Raw genomic sequence first — 17016 nt, forward strand, 5'->3', positions numbered from 1 at the left:
CTGTCGCGCTGAAGAGCGTTCCTTACGCCGACGTCAGGGTGGCCTCGTCGGCGCCGTCGCGGGAGACCGCGGGCACCGTCGTCGCACCGGCAGTGATCGGCGGAACCCGGGTGGCCCGCACGTAGACGGTGTCGCCCTCGCGCAGGGCCAGCGCCTCGGCGTCACCGCGGGTGATCTGCGCCGTGAAGGGCCCGCCGGTGGCCGCGCTGGTCAACTCGACCCGCACCTCGAAACCCAGCTTGACCACCCGGTCGACGATGGCCCGGGCCACACCCGTCGACTCGGCTGTGCCGTCCTCGGCCGCCACCGCCATCTCGGGAGTGCGGCCCACCCGGATGTCGTGCGGTCGCACCAAAGTGCCGTTGAGCGTGGACACCGCACCCAGAAACGACATCACGAACGCGTTCGTCGGCGCGTCGTACACCTCGGTCGGGGATCCGATCTGCTCGATGCGGCCCTGGTTGAGCACCGCGATCCGATCGGCGACATCCAGCGCCTCGGCCTGGTCGTGGGTGACCAGCACCGTGGTCACGTGCACCTCGTCGTGCAACCGGCGCAGCCAGGCGCGCAGGTCCTCGCGCACCTTGGCGTCCAGCGCGCCGAACGGCTCGTCGAGCAGCAGCACCTGCGGGTCGACGGCCAGCGCCCGCGCCAGCGCCATCCGCTGCCGTTGCCCACCGGACAACTGGTTGGGGTAGCGGCCCTGAAAACCGCTCAGCCCCACCACTTCCAGCAGATTGTCCACCTTGGCCTTGATCTCGGCCTTGGGCCGCTTGCGCACCTTGAGGCCGTAGGCCACGTTGTCGCGGACCGTCAGGTGCTTGAACGCCGCGTAATGCTGGAACACGAAGCCGATGCCGCGGCGCTGCGGCGGCACCCGGGTCACGTCCCGGCCGTAGATGGTCACCGTCCCGGTGTCGGGCTGGTCCAGGCCGGCGATGGTGCGCAGCAGCGTCGATTTGCCCGATCCGCTGGGACCCAACAAGGCCGTCAGCGAACCGGTCGGCACCACGAAGTCCACGTGGTCCAGTGCGACGAAGTCGCCGTAGCGTTTGTAGGCGTCGCGCACAGTGATGGCGATGTCGCCGCGGTCGGTACCGGCGTCGGTCACGTCATGCCTCCTCGTCAGGCCTGCCGGGCCGCGCGGCCGCGGCGGGCATCGAGAACCACCTGGAAAACCAGCACCAGCACGGCAACCCCCATCAGCAGCGTCGACAACGCGTAGGCGCCGTACTCGGCGCCCCGGTTGTAGCGGTCGGAGACCAGCAGGGTCAGCGTCTGCGACTTCCCCGGCAGGTTCGACGACACCATCAGCACCGCGCCGTATTCCCCCAGGGTACGTGCGATGGTCAACACGATGCCGTAGGTCAGGCCCCACCGGATGGACGGCAGCGTGATCCGCCAAAACGTCTGCCACCAGCCCGAACCCAGGGTGGCCGCCGCCTCCTCCTGGTCGGTCCCCAGCTCGTGCAGCACCGGTTCCACCTCGCGCACCACGAACGGCAGGGTGACGAAGATGCTGGCGAGCACGATGCCGGGCAGACCGAAGATGATCTTGAAGCCGAGGTCCTTTTCGACGAACCCGAGCGCACCGGCCGAACCCCAGAGCACGATCAGCGCCACGCCCACGATGACGGGCGACACCGCGAACGGCAGGTCGATGATCGCCTGCAGCACGCCCTTGCCCCGAAACCTGTTGCGCGCCAGCACCAGTGCGGTGGGGATGCCGAAGAAGACGTTGAGCGGCACCACGATGGCCACCACCAGCAGCGTCAGGTTCAGTGCCGAGATCGCCGCGGGGGTGCTGACCCAGGCATAGAACTGGCCGAACCCGGGCCGGAACGTCCGCCACAGGATCAGGCTCACCGGAATGACGAGCAGCACGAAAATGTAGGCCAGCGCCACGAATCGCAGGCCATAGCGGACCCCGGGCGACGACGTCATGCGGCCAGCTCCTCACGCTTGGCCGCGCGCCCACCGACCACCCGCAGGATCAGCAGCACCACAAAGGAAATCGCCAACAGCACAATCGATATCGCGGCGGCACCGGTCCGGTCGTCGTTCTCGATCAGGGTCCGGATCCACTGCGAGGACACTTCGGTCTTGCCCGGCACCGCACCCCCGATCAGCACCACCGAGCCGAACTCGCCGATCGCGCGTGAAAACGCCAGGCCCGCACCGGACAACACCGCGGGCAGCAACGCGGGCAGCACCACGGAGGTGAAGATCTTCGGGCCGCTGGCGCCCAGCGACGCCGCCGCCTCCTCGGTTTCGCGATCCAGCTCCAGCAGCACCGGCTGGACCGCACGCACCACGAACGGCAGCGTGACGAAGGCCAACGCCACCGCCACACCCGCCGCGGTGTGCTGCAGGTGAAGACCCACCGGGCTGTTGTTGCCGTACAGCGCCAACATCACCAGGCTGGCCACGATGGTGGGCAGCGCGAACGGCAGGTCGATGATCGCGTCGACCAGCCGCTTGCCGGGGAACTCGTCGCGCACCAGCACCCAGGCGATCACCAGGCCGAAGACCAGGTTGAGCACGGTCACCCCGGCCGAGATCGTCAGCGTCACCCGGAACGATTCCAGCGCGGCGTTCGACGTAACCGCCAGCCAGAACACGTGCCATCCGCCGCCGGCGGACTGCCAGGCGATGGCGGCCAGCGGCAACAGCACGATCACCGACAGCCACACCGTGGCCACCCCCACCCGCAGCGCGGTGGTGCCGCGGCCGCGTCCGGGCACCGGCTGGTGTCCGGGGTCGCCGCCGAGTTCGGGCCGGATGGCCAGCGGGTCGGGCGTGATGGCCGTCATCCGGTGGCCTGCGTGTAGATCTTGGTGATGCTGCCGGTGTTCTTGTCGAACAGCTGCGGGTCCGCGGCGCTCCAGCCGCCCAGATCGGCGATGGTCCACAGCTTCGCCGGCACCGGATACTGGTCGCGGAAGTCGGCGGCGACGGCCGGGTCGACCGGCCGGAAACCGGCTTGCGCCCACACCTTTTGGGCCGCCGCGGTGTACTGGAAGTTCTTGAACGCGACGGCGGCCTGCAGGTGCGGGCTGGTGTTGACCACCGCGACCGGGTTGTCGATCTTGAAGGTCTGCGCCAGATTGAGGTGCTCGACCGGCTTTCCCGCCCGCTCGGTGGCGATGGCCTCGTTCTCGTAGCTGATCAACACGTCACCGCTGCCCTGCACGAAGACGTCGGTGGCCTCGCGCCCCGATCCCGGACGCAACTTGACGTGTTCGGTCACCAACTTCCGGATGAAGTCCACGCCGGCGTCGCCGTGCGCGCCGCCCTCGCTCTTGACGGCGTACGGCGCCAGCAGATTCCACTTGGCCGACCCGGAACTGAGCGGGCTGGGCGTGATCACCTCGACGCCGGGCCGCAACAGGTCGTCCCAATCCTTGATGTGCTTCGGATTGCCCTTGCGCACCACCAGCGTGACCACCGAGCCGAACGGGATCCCCTTGGTGGCGTCGGTGTTCCAGTCCTTGGCGACCTTGCCCGCCTTGACCAGGCGAGCGATGTCGGGTTCGACGGAGAAGTTCACCACGTCGGCGGGTTTGCCGTCCACCACACCGCGGGACTGGTCACCGGAGGCCCCGTAGGAGGTGACCACCTGGATGCCCTTGCCCTCGTCGGAGGCGTTGAACGCCGGAATTATCTTGCTCCATCCGGGTTCTGGGACCGAGTAGGCGACCAGCGTGATGCTGGTGCGCGCGTCGGCCGGCCCGGTGCCGCCGACGGCATCGCTGGCGCCGCCGTGGCATCCGGCCACCACACCGGCGGTGAGAACAAGGGCGAGAACAGGCCGCCAGCGCGCTGCGGTCCTGATGTCCATCGATGGCCTTCCGGTGGGAGAACTTAGCGGATCTCGGTGTCCCGTCTCGGCGGAAAGGCAACTAGAACGTCAGGAGAATTCGAGAACTCCGGAACCAGACCGCACACGGGCTTGGGAGTCAGCGACAACAGTGCATGAAGGCATAGCACCCCGGAATGCCGAACGCCGCACGCATGGCCGGAAGCCTAACAGGAATTGACGGGGCCGCCACCGGACCGCCGCACGGCTGGCCGTTGCGGGGATCGCGTCGGCGCCCTACCGGTGCATCAGATGGGTGACCAGCCAGGTGATGATCACCAGCGCCACCAGGATGGCGAGCACCAGCGTCACGTGCGAGCGAGGCATCCGGGTTATCCGGAGGTCCCGCCGGCCTGGCGGGCGCGGCGCATCAGGGCGATGCCCTTGCCGAGCAGGCCGTCCAGCAACGCCGCCGTCACGTAGGCCACCGCCAGCACGATCGGCATCACCACCATGGCCTGAAGCACGAAGGCCAGCCCGGAAAGCCACAGCTCGTTGCCGTCCCACCAGTTGAGGAACGCGTTCACGGAGCTCACCCTATTGCGCCCGGCGGCCGAAGACCAATGTGTGAAGACGGGCGTGCCGGCCCGCTCCGGCGTCAAAGTCACGGTGAGGGAAAAAGCACGCCGACTTTGCCGCGCGGCCGAAACGTTGGACGAAGGGCCGCCGCGCAGTCGATGATGTCCAGATGGTTCTGCACGCTCAACCCGACGACCAACCGGCCGACACCATGCCCGAGGAACCCTTCCGCGCAGCCCCCGCGATGTCGATGGAGTCGTCGATCGACCTGCGCACACCCGGGCCGCTTGCTCCCAACGCAGCCCTGCGGAACCCGTTTCCCCCGATCGCCGACTACGCATTCCTGTCCGACTGGGAAACCACCTGCCTGATCTCTCCGGCCGGGTCGGTGGAATGGATGTGTGTGCCCCGACCGGACTCCCCGAGCGTGTTCGGGGCGATCCTGGACCGCAGCGCCGGCCATTTCCGGCTGGGACCCTACGGCGTGTCCGTCCCGTCGGCCCGCCGATACCTGCCCGGCAGCCTGATCATGGAAACCACCTGGCAGACCCACACGGGATGGCTGATCGTACGGGACGCGCTGGTCATGGGCCCCTGGCACGACCTGGAGCGACGCTCGCGCACCCACCGCCGCACCCCGATGGACTGGGACGCCGAGCACATCCTGCTGCGCACGGTGCGCTGCGTCAGCGGCACCGTCGAGCTGATGATGAGCTGCGAGCCGGCGTTCGACTACCACCGCGTCGGCGCCACCTGGGAGTACTCCGCCAACGCCTACGGCGAGGCCATCGCCCGCGCCACCAAGCAGCCCGACGCCCACCCGACGCTGCGGCTCACCACCAACCTGCGCATCGGGCTGGAAGGCCGGGAAGCCCGGGCCCGCACCCGGATGAAAGAGGGCGACGACGTGTTCGTCGCGCTGAGCTGGACCAAGCATCCGCCGCCGCAGACCTACCAGGAAGCCGCCGACAAGATGTGGCAGACCACCGAGTGCTGGCGGCAGTGGATCAACATCGGCAACTTCCCCGACCACCCGTGGCGGGCATACCTGCAGCGCAGCGCGCTCACCCTGAAGGGGTTGACCTACTCCCCCACCGGGGCGCTGCTGGCCGCCAGTACCACCTCGCTACCGGAAACCCCTCAGGGCGAACGCAATTGGGACTACCGCTACGCCTGGGTGCGCGACTCGACCTTCGCGTTGTGGGGCCTGTACACGCTGGGGCTGGACCGCGAGGCCGACGACTTCTTCGCCTTCATCGCCGACGTCTCCGGCGCCAACAACAACGAGCGGCATCCGCTGCAGGTCATGTACGGGGTGGGCGGCGAGCGCAGCCTGGTCGAAGAGGAGCTGCACCACCTGTCCGGCTACGACCACGCCCGGCCGGTGCGCATCGGCAACGGCGCCTACGACCAGGTCCAGCACGACATCTGGGGCTCCATCCTGGACTCGTTCTACCTGCACGCCAAGTCGCGCGAACAGGTTCCCGAGACGTTGTGGCCGGTGCTGAAGAAGCAGGTGGAAGAGGCGATCAAGCACTGGCGGGAGCCGGACCGCGGCATCTGGGAGGTGCGCGGGGAACCGCAGCACTTCACCTCGTCGAAGGTGATGTGCTGGGTGGCGCTGGACCGCGGCGCCAAGCTGGCCGAGCGGCAGGGCGAGAAGAGCTACGCCCAGCAGTGGCGCAACATCGCCGAGGAGATCAAGGCCGACATTTTGGCGCACGGCGTGGACTCCCGCGGAGTGTTCACCCAGCGCTACGGCAGCGACGCGCTGGACGCCTCGCTGCTGTTGGTGGTGCTGACCCGGTTCCTGCCGCCCGACGACCCGCGGGTGCGCAACACCGTGCTGGCGATCGCCGACGAACTCACCCAGGAGGGCCTGGTGCTGCGCTACCGGGTCGAGGAGACCGACGACGGGCTGTCCGGCGAGGAGGGCACCTTTACCATCTGTTCGTTCTGGCTGGTCTCGGCGCTGGTCGAGATCGGTGAGGTGCGGCGCGCCAAGCGGCTGTGTGAGCGGCTGTTGTCCTACGCCAGCCCGCTGCACCTCTACGCCGAGGAGATCGAACCGCGGACCGGTCGCCAGTTGGGCAACTTCCCGCAGGCATTCACCCACCTGGCGCTGATCAACGCGGTGGTGCACGTGATCCGCGCCGAGGAGGAAGCGGACGGCTCCGGGATGTTCCAGCCGGCCAACGCGCCCATGTGAGCCGCACCGGGGTCAGCCCAGCGCGCTGACCCGGTCCATCATCGCGTGCGCGATGTCGAGCGCGCTGGTGTTGAGGTCGGCCGAGCCGGGGTCGGAGGACCGTCGCCCGCCGAAGAACACCACCTCGACCTCGACCAGGCAGTTCGATCGGACACCGAGGGCACGCCCCTGAGGGGTGGGCCGCAGGGCCGGCATGTTGGGCAGCACCGCGGTGGCGGTCTTGGTCGCCGCGACGGTGGTGTCGGTGGCCCGCACGTCGCTGATGACGTTGGTGGTGCTGATCGGGCCGCTCTGTTCGGAGGTCGTCATGCCGTTGCACTGCTGCCATTGCCGGGAGAACTGCGCGAACAGCGCCTGGGCCTGCGCGGCCGACGGCAACGTCACCACGCCCTCCATCACGGTGATCACCTGCGCGGGTTCGCCGTTGTTCCACCAGGATTCGGCCGCGACGTCGCGGACGTCGGCGGCGGGGTAGACGCTCTTCTGCAGCATCGCCGTCACGCCCAGGCAGCCGGTCTGCGACGCCGACCGGCTGCCCCGGTAGAGCTTTTCCGGGCCGCCGACCTGGGCCGGATCCCGGGCGACGAAGGGCTGGTTGAGCATTCGCGACAGGGTCGGGCCGTCGAGCAGCACCTGCTGGACGGTGGCGCCGCTGAGCGGTCGCGGTTTGAGGTTGGGCGCGGGTTTGGCCGTGCCCGACACCACCCCGCCGCAGCCCGCCGCCAGCGCGGCGACCGCCGTGAGCAGCGTCGCCGCCGTGAAAATCCGCATCGCTATTCGTTGCCTTACTTCTTGGATTTGTCGCCCGCGGCGTCGGCGGACAGCGCCGCGACGAACGCCTCCTGCGGCACGTCGACCCGGCCGATGGTCTTCATCCGCTTCTTGCCCTCCTTCTGCTTTTCCAGAAGTTTGCGCTTACGGGTGATGTCACCGCCGTAACACTTGGACAGCACGTCCTTGCGGATGGCCCGAATGTTCTCGCGGGCAATGATTTTCGAGCCGATCGCGGCCTGGACGGGCACCTCGAACTGCTGGCGCGGGATCAGCTCCTTGAGCTTGGTGGTCATCTTGTTGCCGTACGCGAACGCCGCATCCTTGTGCACGATCGCGCTGAACGCGTCGACGGCCTCCCCCTGCAACAGGATGTCCACCTTGACCAGCTGGGCCTCCTGCTCGCCGGCCTCCTCGTAGTCCAGGCTGGCGTAGCCGCGGGTCCGCGACTTCAGCGAGTCGAAGAAGTCGAAGATGATCTCGCCCAACGGCATGGTGTAGCGCAGCTCGACCCGTTCCGGCGACAGGTAATCCATGCCGCCCAGCTCGCCGCGGCGGGACTGGCACAGCTCCATGATGGTGCCGATGAATTCGCTAGGCGCGATGATGGTGGTCTTGACCACCGGCTCGTACACCGTGCGCACCTTGCCCTCGGGCCAGTCCGACGGGTTGGTCACCACGATCTCGGTGCCGTCCTCTTTGATCACCCGGTACACCACGTTGGGCGACGTCGAGATCAGGTCGAGGTCGAACTCGCGCTCCAGGCGCTCGCGGGTGATCTCCATGTGCAGCAAACCCAAAAAGCCGCAGCGGAATCCGAAGCCCAGCGCCACCGACGTCTCCGGTTCGTAGGTGAGCGCGGCGTCGTTGAGCCGCAGCCGGTCCAGCGCGTCGCGCAGATCCGGATAGTCCGAGCCGTCCACCGGATACAGACCCGAATAGACCATCGGCTTGGGTTCGCGGTATCCGGTCAGCGCCTCTTGCGCGCCGTGGCGCGCGCTGGTGACGGTGTCGCCCACTTTGGACTGGCGGACGTCCTTCACCCCGGTGATCAGGTAGCCCACCTCGCCGACGCCCAGGCCGTCGCTGGCCTTCGGCTCGGGTGAGACGATGCCGACTTCGAGCAGTTCGTGGGTGGCGCCGGTGGACATCATCGCAATGCGTTCGCGCGGGGTGATCTTGCCGTCGACCACCCGCACGTAGGTCACCACGCCGCGGTAGATGTCGTAGACCGAGTCGAAGATCATCGCGCGCAGCGGCGCATCGGCCTGCCCCTGCGGCGGCGGCACCTGGCGCACCACCTCGTCGAGCAGCCGCGCCACGCCCTCCCCGGTTTTGCCGGACACCCGCAGCACGTCGTCGGGTTCGCACCCGATGATGTGGGCGAGCTCGCCGGCGTAGCGGTCCGGGTCGGCGGCCGGCAGGTCGATCTTGTTGAGGACCGGGATGATGGTCAGATCGCGGTCCAGCGCCAGGTAGAGGTTGGCCAGCGTCTGGGCTTCGATGCCCTGCGCGGCGTCGACCAGGAGCACGGCACCTTCGCAGGCCTCCAGTGCGCGCGACACCTCGTAGGTGAAGTCGACGTGGCCCGGGGTGTCGATCAGGTGCAGGACAAATTCTTTGCCGGCATCCTCGCCGCCGGAGACCTGCCAGGGCAGCCGCACGTTCTGCGCCTTGATGGTGATGCCGCGCTCCCGCTCGATGTCCATCCGGTCCAGGTACTGGGCGCGCATCGACCGCTCGTCGACGACACCGGTGAGCTGCAGCATCCGGTCGGCCAGCGTCGACTTGCCGTGATCGATGTGGGCGATGATGCAGAAGTTGCGAATCTGCGCCGGCGCGGTGAAGGTCTTGTCGGCGAAACTGCTGATGGGTATCTCCTGGTCCGGGCCTGCTAGACGGCGGTTCGCAAGTGTGTCCAGCGTATCGGCGCGGCCGGACTGCGGCACAATCGGCGCGTCTATGCTGCGAATATGGCGTCCGCCCGGAAGTCGCAGTGGAAGGCGTTTCAGCGGTTCGCGGAGAACCTGGTTTTCGATCGCGCGCCGCGGCTGGTGCGGCATGTGCAGAACTCGCAGACCGTTCTGCGCGAGCTGCAGCAGGCCGTGAAGATCACCGCGAACGTCATCGCCGCCGCCGCACCCCCGCCGCCGGACACCGCCGTGTTGGGCCGGCCGGTGACCCGCAGCAGCCTGCCCACCGCGCAGCGGGCCCGCAAGCTGGTGTACGCGCCCAAACTGGACGGCCGGGCCGATCCCGGCGAGATCGTGTGGACCTGGGTGGTTTACGAGGACGATCCCAGCCGCGGCAAGGACCGGCCCGTCCTGGTGGTGGGACGCGACCGCAGCACCCTGCTGGGGTTGATGGTGTCCAGCCAGGAGCGTCATGCCGCCGATCCGGAATGGGTCGGAATCGGTTCCGGCAGTTGGGATTACGAGGGCAGGCCGAGCTGGGTCCGGCTGGACCGGGTGCTGGTGGTGCCCGAAGAGGGCATCCGCCGCGAGGGGGCCATCCTGGATCGGGAGGTCTTCGACGTGGTGGCCGCGCGGCTGCGCGCGCAGTACGCCTGGAGCTAGGTCTGCACGCTCGGCGAACCGGGGGCGATCAGCCCTGCGTGATGTAGGACTGCAGCTGCTGCTGTTCGGCCTCGAGTTCTTCCATCCGGGTCTTGACCACGTCGCCGATGCTGACGATGCCGATCAGCTTCTTGCCGTCCAGCACTGGCACGTGCCGCACCCGGTTGCGCGTCATCAGCACGCTGATCTCGTCGACGGTGTCGGTCTTGGTGCAGGTGGCCAGCGTGGTGGTCATGATCTTGGACACCGGGCGGGACAGCACGCTGGCGCCGTGAACGTGTAACTGGCGCACGACGTCGCGCTCCGACACAATGCCCAGCACACCCTCGGCGCCGCCCACCACCATGGCGCCGATGTTCTGTTCGGTCAGGCCGGCGATCAGCTCACGAACCGTGGCGTCGGGATTGATGGTGACCACCGCCGCGCCCTTGTTCCGCAACACGTCCGCAATCCGCATCGAGGCCTCCAGCCGGGTTTGTGAGCCGCTTCACACCAGGCTACGGCGAACTCGCGCGGCGCAAAAGCCACCAGGAGAACCTGCAAACAGATCGTGTCCAAGCTCCAGGCCCTGCAAGATAGGCGCCATGATCGAGGTCACCCTGCTGGGCACCGGAAGCCCGATCCCCGACCCCAACCGCGCCGGGCCGTCGACCCTGGTGCGCGCCGGCGGGCAGGTGTTCCTGGTCGACTGCGGACGCGGGGTGCTGCAGCGCGCCGCGGCGGTGGGGGTGGGCGCGGCCGGATTGTCGGCGCTGCTGCTCACCCACCTGCACAGCGACCACGTCGGCGACCTGGGCGACGTCCTGATCACGCGGTGGGTCAGCACCTTCACCCCCGACCCGGTGCCGCTGCCCATCATCGGGCCGCCCGGCACGGCCGAGCTGGTGGCGGCGACGCTGAACGCGCTGCGGCACGACATCGGTTACCGGATCGCCCATCACGCTGATCTCAACGCGCCCCCGGCGGTGGACGTGCGCGAGCACACCGACGGCCCGGTGTGGGACCGCGACGGCGTGTCGATCCGGGTGGCCCCCACCGACCACCGGCCGGTGGCCCCGACCATCGGGTTCCGCGTCGACTACCAGGGCGCGTCGGTGGTGCTGGCCGGCGACACCGTGCCGTGCGCCGGGCTCGACGAGCTGGCGGCCGGCGCCGGCGCGCTGGTGCACACCGTGATCCGCAAGGACATCGTGGCCACCATCCCGCAGCAGCGGCTGCAGGACATCTGCGACTACCACTCCTCGGTCGAGGAGGCCGCGGCGACCGCGGCCCGCGCCGGGGTGGGCACCCTCGTCATGACGCACTACGTGCCCGCGCTGGTGGCGGGCCAGGAAGAACAGTGGCGGGCGCTGGCGGCCCGCGAGTTCGCCGGACGCGTCGAACTCGGCGACGACCTGCACCGGGTTCAGGTCGACGCGCCCTCCTGAGCTCGACCGCCCCGGTCACCATAACCCTTGTCCTGCAAAGCAATTCCCGCGGCCAGCAGCCAGGCCAGCGCCGCCACCCGCGCGACCGGCAAGATCACGCCCAGCGCGGGCCAGATCAGCACCGCGGTCGCCGACCCGGCGAGTGCGGCCGTGGCCAGACCGGCCCGCGCGACGGGCCGGGGCAGCACCCCCCCGGGTCAGGCCGGGCACCGCCATCGCGGCGACCAACACGCCCAGCGCCACGATGTGCCCCGGCCCGCCGGTGAGAAACACCAGCAGGTACAGCGCCGCCACCACCGCCGTGTCCGCGGTGACCGCCGGCCGGGACAGCGTCCAGCCGAGCAATCCGGCCAGGGCGAGCAATCCGGCCGCCAGGGTTCCGCCGGTGAGCGTGATCGCGGCGGTCGTCGGGCCGGCCCCGAGGCGGCGCAACCGGGCGGCGGCCGTCGCCGCGTAGAGCGCCAGCGGGACCGACGACGCGAACGTCGCGACGGCGATCACCCGCACGGCATCCGGCTGGGCGCGAACATAGGCCGCCACCGCGGCCACCGGGCCGTACGGCAGCGGCATGACGCCGCCCATCCCGACCCCGAGGGCGAGCCCGCCGGCCAGCAGGCCGACGCAGAGCAGGGACAGCAGCGGCAACCCGGAGGCGCGGCGCGCGGTGTCGTCCATGCGTTTCTCCTGATCGCCGCCGGCTCCTCCGTTGGTCAGGCGAGCCGGGTCACCTCGACGATCACGTCGAGGTCGGTGGCGCCCTCCCCCGAATAGATGCCCTTGAGCGGGGAGACATCGGCGTAGTCGCGGCCCGCGCCCACCCCGACGTACTGCTCGGTGATCTCGGCGTCGTTGGTGGGGTCGTAGCTCCACCACGCGCCCGTCCACGCCTCGATCCAGGCGTGACTGCGCCCGTCCACGGTGTCGCCGACCACGGCGTCGCGTTTGGGATGCAAGTAACCCGACACGTAGTGCGACGGAATTCCCATGCTGCGCAACAACATCAACGACAGGTGCACGAAGTCCTGGCAGACTCCCCTGCCCTCCTTCAGCGCGTCCAGCCCGGACGAGTGCACGCTGGTGGTGCCGGGCAGGTATTCGAGCTCGCCGCGCACCCAATTACCCACGGCGACAACGGCTTCGGCCGGGTCATGCGCTTTGGCGATCTTCTTGGCGACCGACGCTACCCGCTTGCTGGCGGGGACGTGCCCGGTGGGGCGCAGCAGCTCGTCAAAGCGGTCGATCACCGCCTCCGAGTGCAGATCACCCCAGCCCAGCTCGGTCGCCGGCCGTTCGGCCCGCTCGGTCTCGACGACCGACGAGGACATCACCGTGAGGTCGGTGTGCGGCGCGTGCAGGTCGAACGCGGTGACCGCGGTCCCCCAGTAGTCGATGTAGCGGTAGGACCGGGTCGCCGGGATGGTCTCGACGCGGTTGAGGATGACGTTCTGCCGATTGTTCGACCGCGGGGTCAGCCGGGCTTCGTTGTAAGACGCCGTCACCGGCGACTGGTAGGCGTACCCCGTGGTGTGCACCACCCGCAGCCGCCACATCAGCCGTCCCCTTTGCGGCTGACCAGCCGGGCGCGCTGGCTGGCGTCCGACCAGGCCACCCACGGGGTGACGTGAAAGTACTGCAGCGCCAACGCGTCTGAAACGTCGCGGCAGGTTCGCTGCAGTCCCGCCAACCGGGACTCCAGCGACTCCAGCAGCACACCGGGCTGGACGAACTCCAGTTCGCTGCGGGCCTGCCCGAGCAACCGTTGCGCCTCGGCCGTGGCCCCGACCCGGCTCTGCCGGTTGTGCATCAGTTCGTCGAGGTTGTGTTCGGCCAGCCGCAGCGAGTAGAACACCGAGCGGGGAAACAGCCTGTCCAGCAACATGAATTCGACCACCCGGCCGGCGTCGAGCACGCCGCGGTAGGTGCGCAGGTAGGTGTCGTGCGCGCCGGCCGAGCGCAGCAGCGTCACCCACGCCGGCGACGAGGCGCTGTCGCCGACCCGGGACAGCAGCAGCCGCACCGTCATATCGACCCGCTCGATCGCCCGGCCCAGCACCATGAACCGGTACCCGTCGTCGCGGGACAACGTCGAGTCGGCCAACCCGGCGAACATCGCCGCCCGTCGTTCGATGAACGACAGAAAATCATGCGGCCCAAGGCGTTTGGCGGCTCGTTCCCGTTCCGGCAGGGCGTGGTAGGTGGTGTTGAGGCACTCCCAGATCTCGCTGGACGTCACCTCCCGCGCCGATTTGGCGTTCTCCCGCGCGGCGGTGACGGCGTCCACGATCGAGCAGCCGCCCTGGGCGCCGGTGCTGTAGGCCACCAGGTCGGTCAGCGACCACACGTCCAGGTCGTGGTCCGGCGGGTCGATGCCGAGCACCCGCAGCAGCACCCGGGACGCCTGGTCCGGGTCGACGCTGGAGTCTTCCAGCAGTTGGTGCAGGGCGACGTCCAGGATCCGCGCGGTGTCGTCGGCGCGCTCGACGTAGCGGCCGATCCAGTAGAGCGCCTCGGCGTTGCGTGCCAGCATCAGCGCCCCGCCCGTTGCTGCTGCTGTTGCTCGAGCTGCTCGCGCTGGGGCGGCCCGGTGGGTTGCGGCTGCTGGGCCATCGACCGCGGCGCATCGTCCACCAGCGGGTCGGGCATCGCCGTCGGCAACGAGCGCACCACCTCGGCGGCACCGAGTTCATGGTCGCCGGACGACGCGCGCGAGGCCAGCACCCAGGTGTCCTTGGAGCCGCCGCCCTGGCTGGAGTTGACCACCCGCGAACCCTCGACCAGGGCCACCCGGGTCAGCCCGCCCGGCAACACCCACACGTCCTCGCCGTCGTTGACCGCGAACGGCCGCAGGTCGACGTAGCGGGGCGCCAGCGAGCTGCCGACCTGCGTCGGCACCGTGGAGAGCTCCATCATCGGCTGCGCGATCCAGCTGCGCGGGTCGTCGCGGATCTTCTTGGCGACGGCGGCCAGCTCCTTGTCGGAGGCTTCCGGGCCGAACACGATGCCGTAGCCGCCCGACCCCTCGACCGGCTTGAGCACCAGCTCGTCGATGCGGTCGAGCACCTCCTCGCGCTCGTCGTCGAGCCAGCACCGCAGCGTCTCCACGTTGGCCAGCAGCGGCTTCTCGCCCAGGTAGTACTCGATCATGGTGGGCACGTAGGTGTAGACGAGTTTGTCGTCGCCCACCCCGTTGCCGATCGCGCTGGAGATGACGACGTTGCCGGCGCGGGCGGCGTTGACCAGGCCGGCCACCCCGAGCACCGAGTCGGCGCGGAACTGCAGCGGATCCAGGAACGCGTCGTCGATGCGCCGGTAGATGACGTCGACCTGGCGCTCACCCTCGGTGGTGCGCATGTACACCTGGTTGTCGCGGCAGAACAGGTCGCGGCCCTCGACCAGCTCGACGCCCATCTGGCGGGCCAGCAGCGAATGCTCGAAGTACGCCGAGTTGTAGACGCCCGGGGTGAGCACCACCACGGTGGGGTCGGCCTCGTTGGTGGCCGCCGAGTTGCGCAGCGCCCGCAGCAGATGCGCGGCGTAGTCGTCGACCGCCCGCACCCGGTGGGTGGCGAACAGGTTCGGGAACACCCGCGCCATGGTGCGGCGGTTCTCCATCACGTAGGACACGCCCGACGGCGAACGCAGGTTGTCCTCGAGGACCCGGAAATTGCCCTTCTCGTCGCGGATCAAATCGATGCCGGCGACGTGGATCCGCACCCCGTTGGGCGGGACGATGCCCACCGCCTGGCGGTGGAAGTGCTCGCAGGAGGTGACCAACCGGCGCGGGATCACCCCGTCGTTGAGGATTTCCTGGTCGCCGTAGATGTCGTCGAGGTACATCTCAAGGGCCTTGACCCGCTGGGTGATCCCGCGTTCCAGCCGGGCCCACTCGGCGGCCGAGATGACCCGCGGCACCAGGTCCAGCGGGAAGGGCCGCTCCTGCCCGGACAGCGAGAAGGTGATGCCTTGATCCAGGAAGGCGCGGGACAGCGCTTCGGCGCGAGCCTTCAGCTCCGAGGCGTCCGACGGCGCCAGCTCGGCGTAAATGCCCTTGTAGGGGCCGCGCACGGCGCCCGCGGCGTCGAACATTTCGTCGAAGGCCATGTCGTAGGCGTCCGACGCCACGTTGTAGCCGCCGAATATGCGCTCCGAACGCGCAGCGCGAAAACCCCGCCCGGTGTCCTCAAGCTGGTTCGAAAGACTCACTGTTTAGATGCTGCCTCAAATCGACGTCCCGGCAGCCCACGTCTTCCCGTTTTGGGAGAAAACGTAACTCACTGATAACCTGGGCAGTCGCTGTGGAGATATCCGGCGCCCAAGCAAACGTCTGATCGAAAAGGGAACTCGAGCGTGGCCAACATCAAGTCGCAGCAGAAGCGCAACAAGACCAACGAGCGCGCCCGGCTGCGCAACAAGTCGGTGAAGTCCTCGCTGCGCACCGCCGTCCGCGCGTTCCGCGAGGCCGCCCACGCCGGCGACAAGGAAAAGGCCGCCGAGTTGCTGGTGTCGACCAACCGCAAGCTGGACAAGGCGGCCCGCAAGGGCGTGATCCACAAGAACCAGGCCGCCAACAAGAAGTCGGCGCTGGCCCAGGCGCTCAACAAGCTCTGAGGACCGCCGCTCAGCGATTGCGGCCGCCGGCCAGCTCCGCCACCCTGCGCACCGCGGATTCCAGCGCGTAGTCGGCGTCGGCCACCGCGCCTTTGACGTTCGCGTTGAGCGTCGCCACCACCTTCATCGCCGCCGCCACCGAGTCGCGCGACCAGTACCGGGCCTGCTTCTGCGCCTTCTGCACCCGCCACGGCGGCATCCCCAGCTGGGCCGCCAGCCGGTACGGATCGCCGGACAGCGGGCCGACCCGGCCGATGGTGTGGATCGCTTCGGCCAGCGCGTCGGCCAGCACCACCAACGGCTCGCCGCGCATCATCGCCCAGCGCAGCGCCTCGGCGGCCCCTTCGATGTCGCCGGCGACGGCCTTGTCGGCGATGTCGAAGCCCTTCACCTCGGCCTTGCCGCTGTGATAGCGGCGTACCGCGGCGGCGTCGACCGCCCCGCCGGTGTCGGCGACCAATTGCGAGCAGGCCGAGGCCAACTCCCGCAGATCGGAGCCGACCGCGTCCAGCATCGCGGTCACGGTCTCTTCGTCGGCCTTGACCCGCAGCCGCCGGAACTCCTTGCGGACGAAATCGATGCGTTCGCTCAGTTTGGTGATCCGCGCGCACGGGTGCACCACGGCGCCCAGGGCCTGCAGCTCGGTGGCCAGCGCCTTGGCCCGGCCACCGCCGGAGTGCACCACCACCAACACCACCCCGGCCGGCATCTCGGCGGCCGCCGAAAGGATCACGGCCGCAGCGTCTTTCCCGGCTTCGCCGGCGGCCTCCAGCACGACGATGCGCTCGTCGGCGAACAGCGACGGGCTGAGCAGCTCGGCGAGTTCGTAGGTGCTCACGTCGCCGGCCCGCATCCGGTTGACCGGAACGTCGGCGTCACCGGAGGCGCCGGCGCGTTTGCGTGCCTCGGCCAGCACCTCGGCCACCGCCCGCTCGACCAGCAGTTCCTCGTCCCCGAGGACCAGGTGTAACGGCGAAACCTCGCTCACTCCACGATGGTGTCACGACCGACCGACGACCTCGCGCGGGGATCGGCGCTCGCCGGGTA

The 17016-nt window shown here is 69.1% G+C and carries 17 protein-coding genes; 4 read left to right on the forward strand and 13 right to left on the reverse strand.

Annotation, left to right across the window (positions count from 1 at the left end; all coding sequences use genetic code 11):
* Nucleotides 1-22 precede the first annotated feature (22 nt).
* The 5 genes from NF20_RS20170 to NF20_RS20190 form a co-directional block, all read right to left on the reverse strand.
* Nucleotides 23-1111 carry a sulfate/molybdate ABC transporter ATP-binding protein gene (locus NF20_RS20170; protein ID WP_009976059.1) on the reverse strand — a complete coding sequence of 363 codons (1089 nt, stop codon included), beginning with the start codon at nucleotides 1109-1111 and terminating at the stop codon, nucleotides 23-25.
* Nucleotides 1112-1125: 14 nt separating this feature from the next.
* A complete protein-coding gene (gene cysW, locus NF20_RS20175; RefSeq protein WP_003875920.1) occupies nucleotides 1126-1944 on the reverse strand; it encodes a sulfate ABC transporter permease subunit CysW in 819 nt (272 codons plus the stop codon).
* A complete protein-coding gene (cysT, locus tag NF20_RS20180; protein ID WP_019732319.1) occupies nucleotides 1941-2813 on the reverse strand; it encodes a sulfate ABC transporter permease subunit CysT in 873 nt (290 codons plus the stop codon). Before cysT ends, cysW begins: the two co-directional genes overlap by 4 nt.
* On the reverse strand, nucleotides 2810-3841 hold the full coding sequence (locus tag NF20_RS20185; protein WP_003875918.1) for a sulfate ABC transporter substrate-binding protein: 1032 nt from the start codon (nucleotides 3839-3841) through the stop codon (nucleotides 2810-2812). Before NF20_RS20185 ends, cysT begins: the two co-directional genes overlap by 4 nt.
* Nucleotides 3842-4191: 350 nt before the next feature.
* Nucleotides 4192-4386, reverse strand: a complete 195-nt coding sequence (locus NF20_RS20190) for a hypothetical protein (protein WP_003875916.1) — start codon at nucleotides 4384-4386, stop codon at nucleotides 4192-4194.
* 236 nt (nucleotides 4387-4622) lie between these two features.
* Between NF20_RS20190 and NF20_RS20195 the strand changes: the two genes are divergently transcribed.
* Nucleotides 4623-6587, forward strand: a complete 1965-nt coding sequence (locus NF20_RS20195) for a glycoside hydrolase family 15 protein (RefSeq protein ID WP_255304140.1) — start codon at nucleotides 4623-4625, stop codon at nucleotides 6585-6587.
* Between the two features lie 12 nt (nucleotides 6588-6599).
* Here the strand turns inward: NF20_RS20195 and NF20_RS20200 are convergent, their stop codons facing one another.
* Together NF20_RS20200 and lepA are read right to left on the reverse strand one after the other, a co-directional pair.
* The gene (locus NF20_RS20200; RefSeq protein WP_019732321.1) at nucleotides 6600-7358 is read right to left on the reverse strand and encodes a sensor domain-containing protein; all 759 of its coding nucleotides are present in this window, start codon (nucleotides 7356-7358) and stop codon (nucleotides 6600-6602) included.
* A 14-nt stretch (nucleotides 7359-7372) separates the two neighbouring features.
* On the reverse strand, nucleotides 7373-9307 hold the full coding sequence (gene lepA, locus NF20_RS20205) for a translation elongation factor 4 (protein WP_009976046.1): 1935 nt from the start codon (nucleotides 9305-9307) through the stop codon (nucleotides 7373-7375).
* A 24-nt stretch (nucleotides 9308-9331) separates the two neighbouring features.
* On the opposite strand from lepA, the gene NF20_RS20210 reads away from it, so the two are divergent.
* Nucleotides 9332-9934, forward strand: coding sequence for a type II toxin-antitoxin system PemK/MazF family toxin (locus tag NF20_RS20210; protein WP_009976045.1), 603 nt, complete (start codon nucleotides 9332-9334; stop codon nucleotides 9932-9934).
* A gap of 28 nt (nucleotides 9935-9962) precedes the next feature.
* Here NF20_RS20210 and NF20_RS20215 read toward each other — a convergent pair whose 3' ends face one another.
* Nucleotides 9963-10391: a CBS domain-containing protein gene (locus NF20_RS20215; RefSeq protein ID WP_033711345.1), complete on the reverse strand. Its 429-nt coding sequence runs from the start codon at nucleotides 10389-10391 to the stop codon at nucleotides 9963-9965.
* Between the two features lie 127 nt (nucleotides 10392-10518).
* On the opposite strand from NF20_RS20215, the gene NF20_RS20220 reads away from it, so the two are divergent.
* On the forward strand, nucleotides 10519-11361 hold the full coding sequence (locus tag NF20_RS20220) for a ribonuclease Z (RefSeq protein WP_033711346.1): 843 nt from the start codon (nucleotides 10519-10521) through the stop codon (nucleotides 11359-11361).
* Nucleotides 11362-11376: 15 nt separating this feature from the next.
* Here the strand turns inward: NF20_RS20220 and NF20_RS20225 are convergent, their stop codons facing one another.
* From NF20_RS20225 to NF20_RS20240, 4 genes are read right to left on the reverse strand one after another with little or no spacing between them, the layout of a single operon-like run.
* A complete protein-coding gene (locus NF20_RS20225) occupies nucleotides 11377-12036 on the reverse strand; it encodes a hypothetical protein (RefSeq protein WP_225345411.1) in 660 nt (219 codons plus the stop codon).
* 35 nt (nucleotides 12037-12071) lie between these two features.
* The gene (locus NF20_RS20230) at nucleotides 12072-12911 is read right to left on the reverse strand and encodes a transglutaminase family protein (RefSeq protein ID WP_031345064.1); all 840 of its coding nucleotides are present in this window, start codon (nucleotides 12909-12911) and stop codon (nucleotides 12072-12074) included.
* Nucleotides 12911-13888, reverse strand: a complete 978-nt coding sequence (locus NF20_RS20235) for an alpha-E domain-containing protein (protein ID WP_003875907.1) — start codon at nucleotides 13886-13888, stop codon at nucleotides 12911-12913. The genes NF20_RS20230 and NF20_RS20235 overlap by 1 nt, the downstream gene beginning before the upstream one ends.
* On the reverse strand, nucleotides 13888-15564 hold the full coding sequence (locus tag NF20_RS20240; protein ID WP_003878386.1) for a circularly permuted type 2 ATP-grasp protein: 1677 nt from the start codon (nucleotides 15562-15564) through the stop codon (nucleotides 13888-13890). Before NF20_RS20240 ends, NF20_RS20235 begins: the two co-directional genes overlap by 1 nt.
* Nucleotides 15565-15708: 144 nt before the next feature.
* Here NF20_RS20240 and rpsT point away from each other — a divergent pair, with 144 nt between their 5' ends.
* Nucleotides 15709-15969 (forward strand): 30S ribosomal protein S20, encoded by a 261-nt coding sequence (rpsT, locus tag NF20_RS20245; RefSeq protein ID WP_033711347.1) that lies wholly within the window; start codon nucleotides 15709-15711, stop codon nucleotides 15967-15969.
* Nucleotides 15970-15979: 10 nt separating this feature from the next.
* On the opposite strand, the gene holA is transcribed toward rpsT, so the two are convergent.
* Entirely contained in the window at nucleotides 15980-16957 is a 978-nt protein-coding gene (gene holA, locus NF20_RS20250) for a DNA polymerase III subunit delta (protein WP_019732324.1), read from the reverse strand.
* Between the last annotated feature and the right edge of the window lie 59 nt (nucleotides 16958-17016).

The organism is Mycobacterium sp. MAC_080597_8934, assembly GCF_000523975.1.
Lineage (GTDB): Bacteria > Actinomycetota > Actinomycetes > Mycobacteriales > Mycobacteriaceae > Mycobacterium > Mycobacterium avium.

Excerpts from the sequence above, each read along its gene's own strand:
- cysW (WP_003875920.1), bottom strand. The coding sequence starts at position 1,944 with ATGACGTCGTCGCCCGGGGTCCGCTATGGCCTGCGATTCGTGGCGCTG.
- cysT (WP_019732319.1), bottom strand. The coding sequence starts at position 2,813 with ATGACGGCCATCACGCCCGACCCGCTGGCCATCCGGCCCGAACTCGGC.
- NF20_RS20185 (WP_003875918.1), bottom strand. The coding sequence starts at position 3,841 with ATGGACATCAGGACCGCAGCGCGCTGGCGGCCTGTTCTCGCCCTTGTT.
- NF20_RS20195 (WP_255304140.1), top strand. The coding sequence starts at position 4,623 with ATGTCGATGGAGTCGTCGATCGACCTGCGCACACCCGGGCCGCTTGCT.
- NF20_RS20200 (WP_019732321.1), bottom strand. The coding sequence starts at position 7,358 with ATGCGGATTTTCACGGCGGCGACGCTGCTCACGGCGGTCGCCGCGCTG.
- NF20_RS20210 (WP_009976045.1), top strand. The coding sequence starts at position 9,332 with ATGGCGTCCGCCCGGAAGTCGCAGTGGAAGGCGTTTCAGCGGTTCGCG.
- NF20_RS20215 (WP_033711345.1), bottom strand. The coding sequence starts at position 10,391 with ATGCGGATTGCGGACGTGTTGCGGAACAAGGGCGCGGCGGTGGTCACC.
- NF20_RS20220 (WP_033711346.1), top strand. The coding sequence starts at position 10,519 with ATGATCGAGGTCACCCTGCTGGGCACCGGAAGCCCGATCCCCGACCCC.
- NF20_RS20225 (WP_225345411.1), bottom strand. The coding sequence starts at position 12,036 with ATGGACGACACCGCGCGCCGCGCCTCCGGGTTGCCGCTGCTGTCCCTG.
- NF20_RS20230 (WP_031345064.1), bottom strand. The coding sequence starts at position 12,911 with ATGTGGCGGCTGCGGGTGGTGCACACCACGGGGTACGCCTACCAGTCG.
- NF20_RS20235 (WP_003875907.1), bottom strand. The coding sequence starts at position 13,888 with ATGCTGGCACGCAACGCCGAGGCGCTCTACTGGATCGGCCGCTACGTC.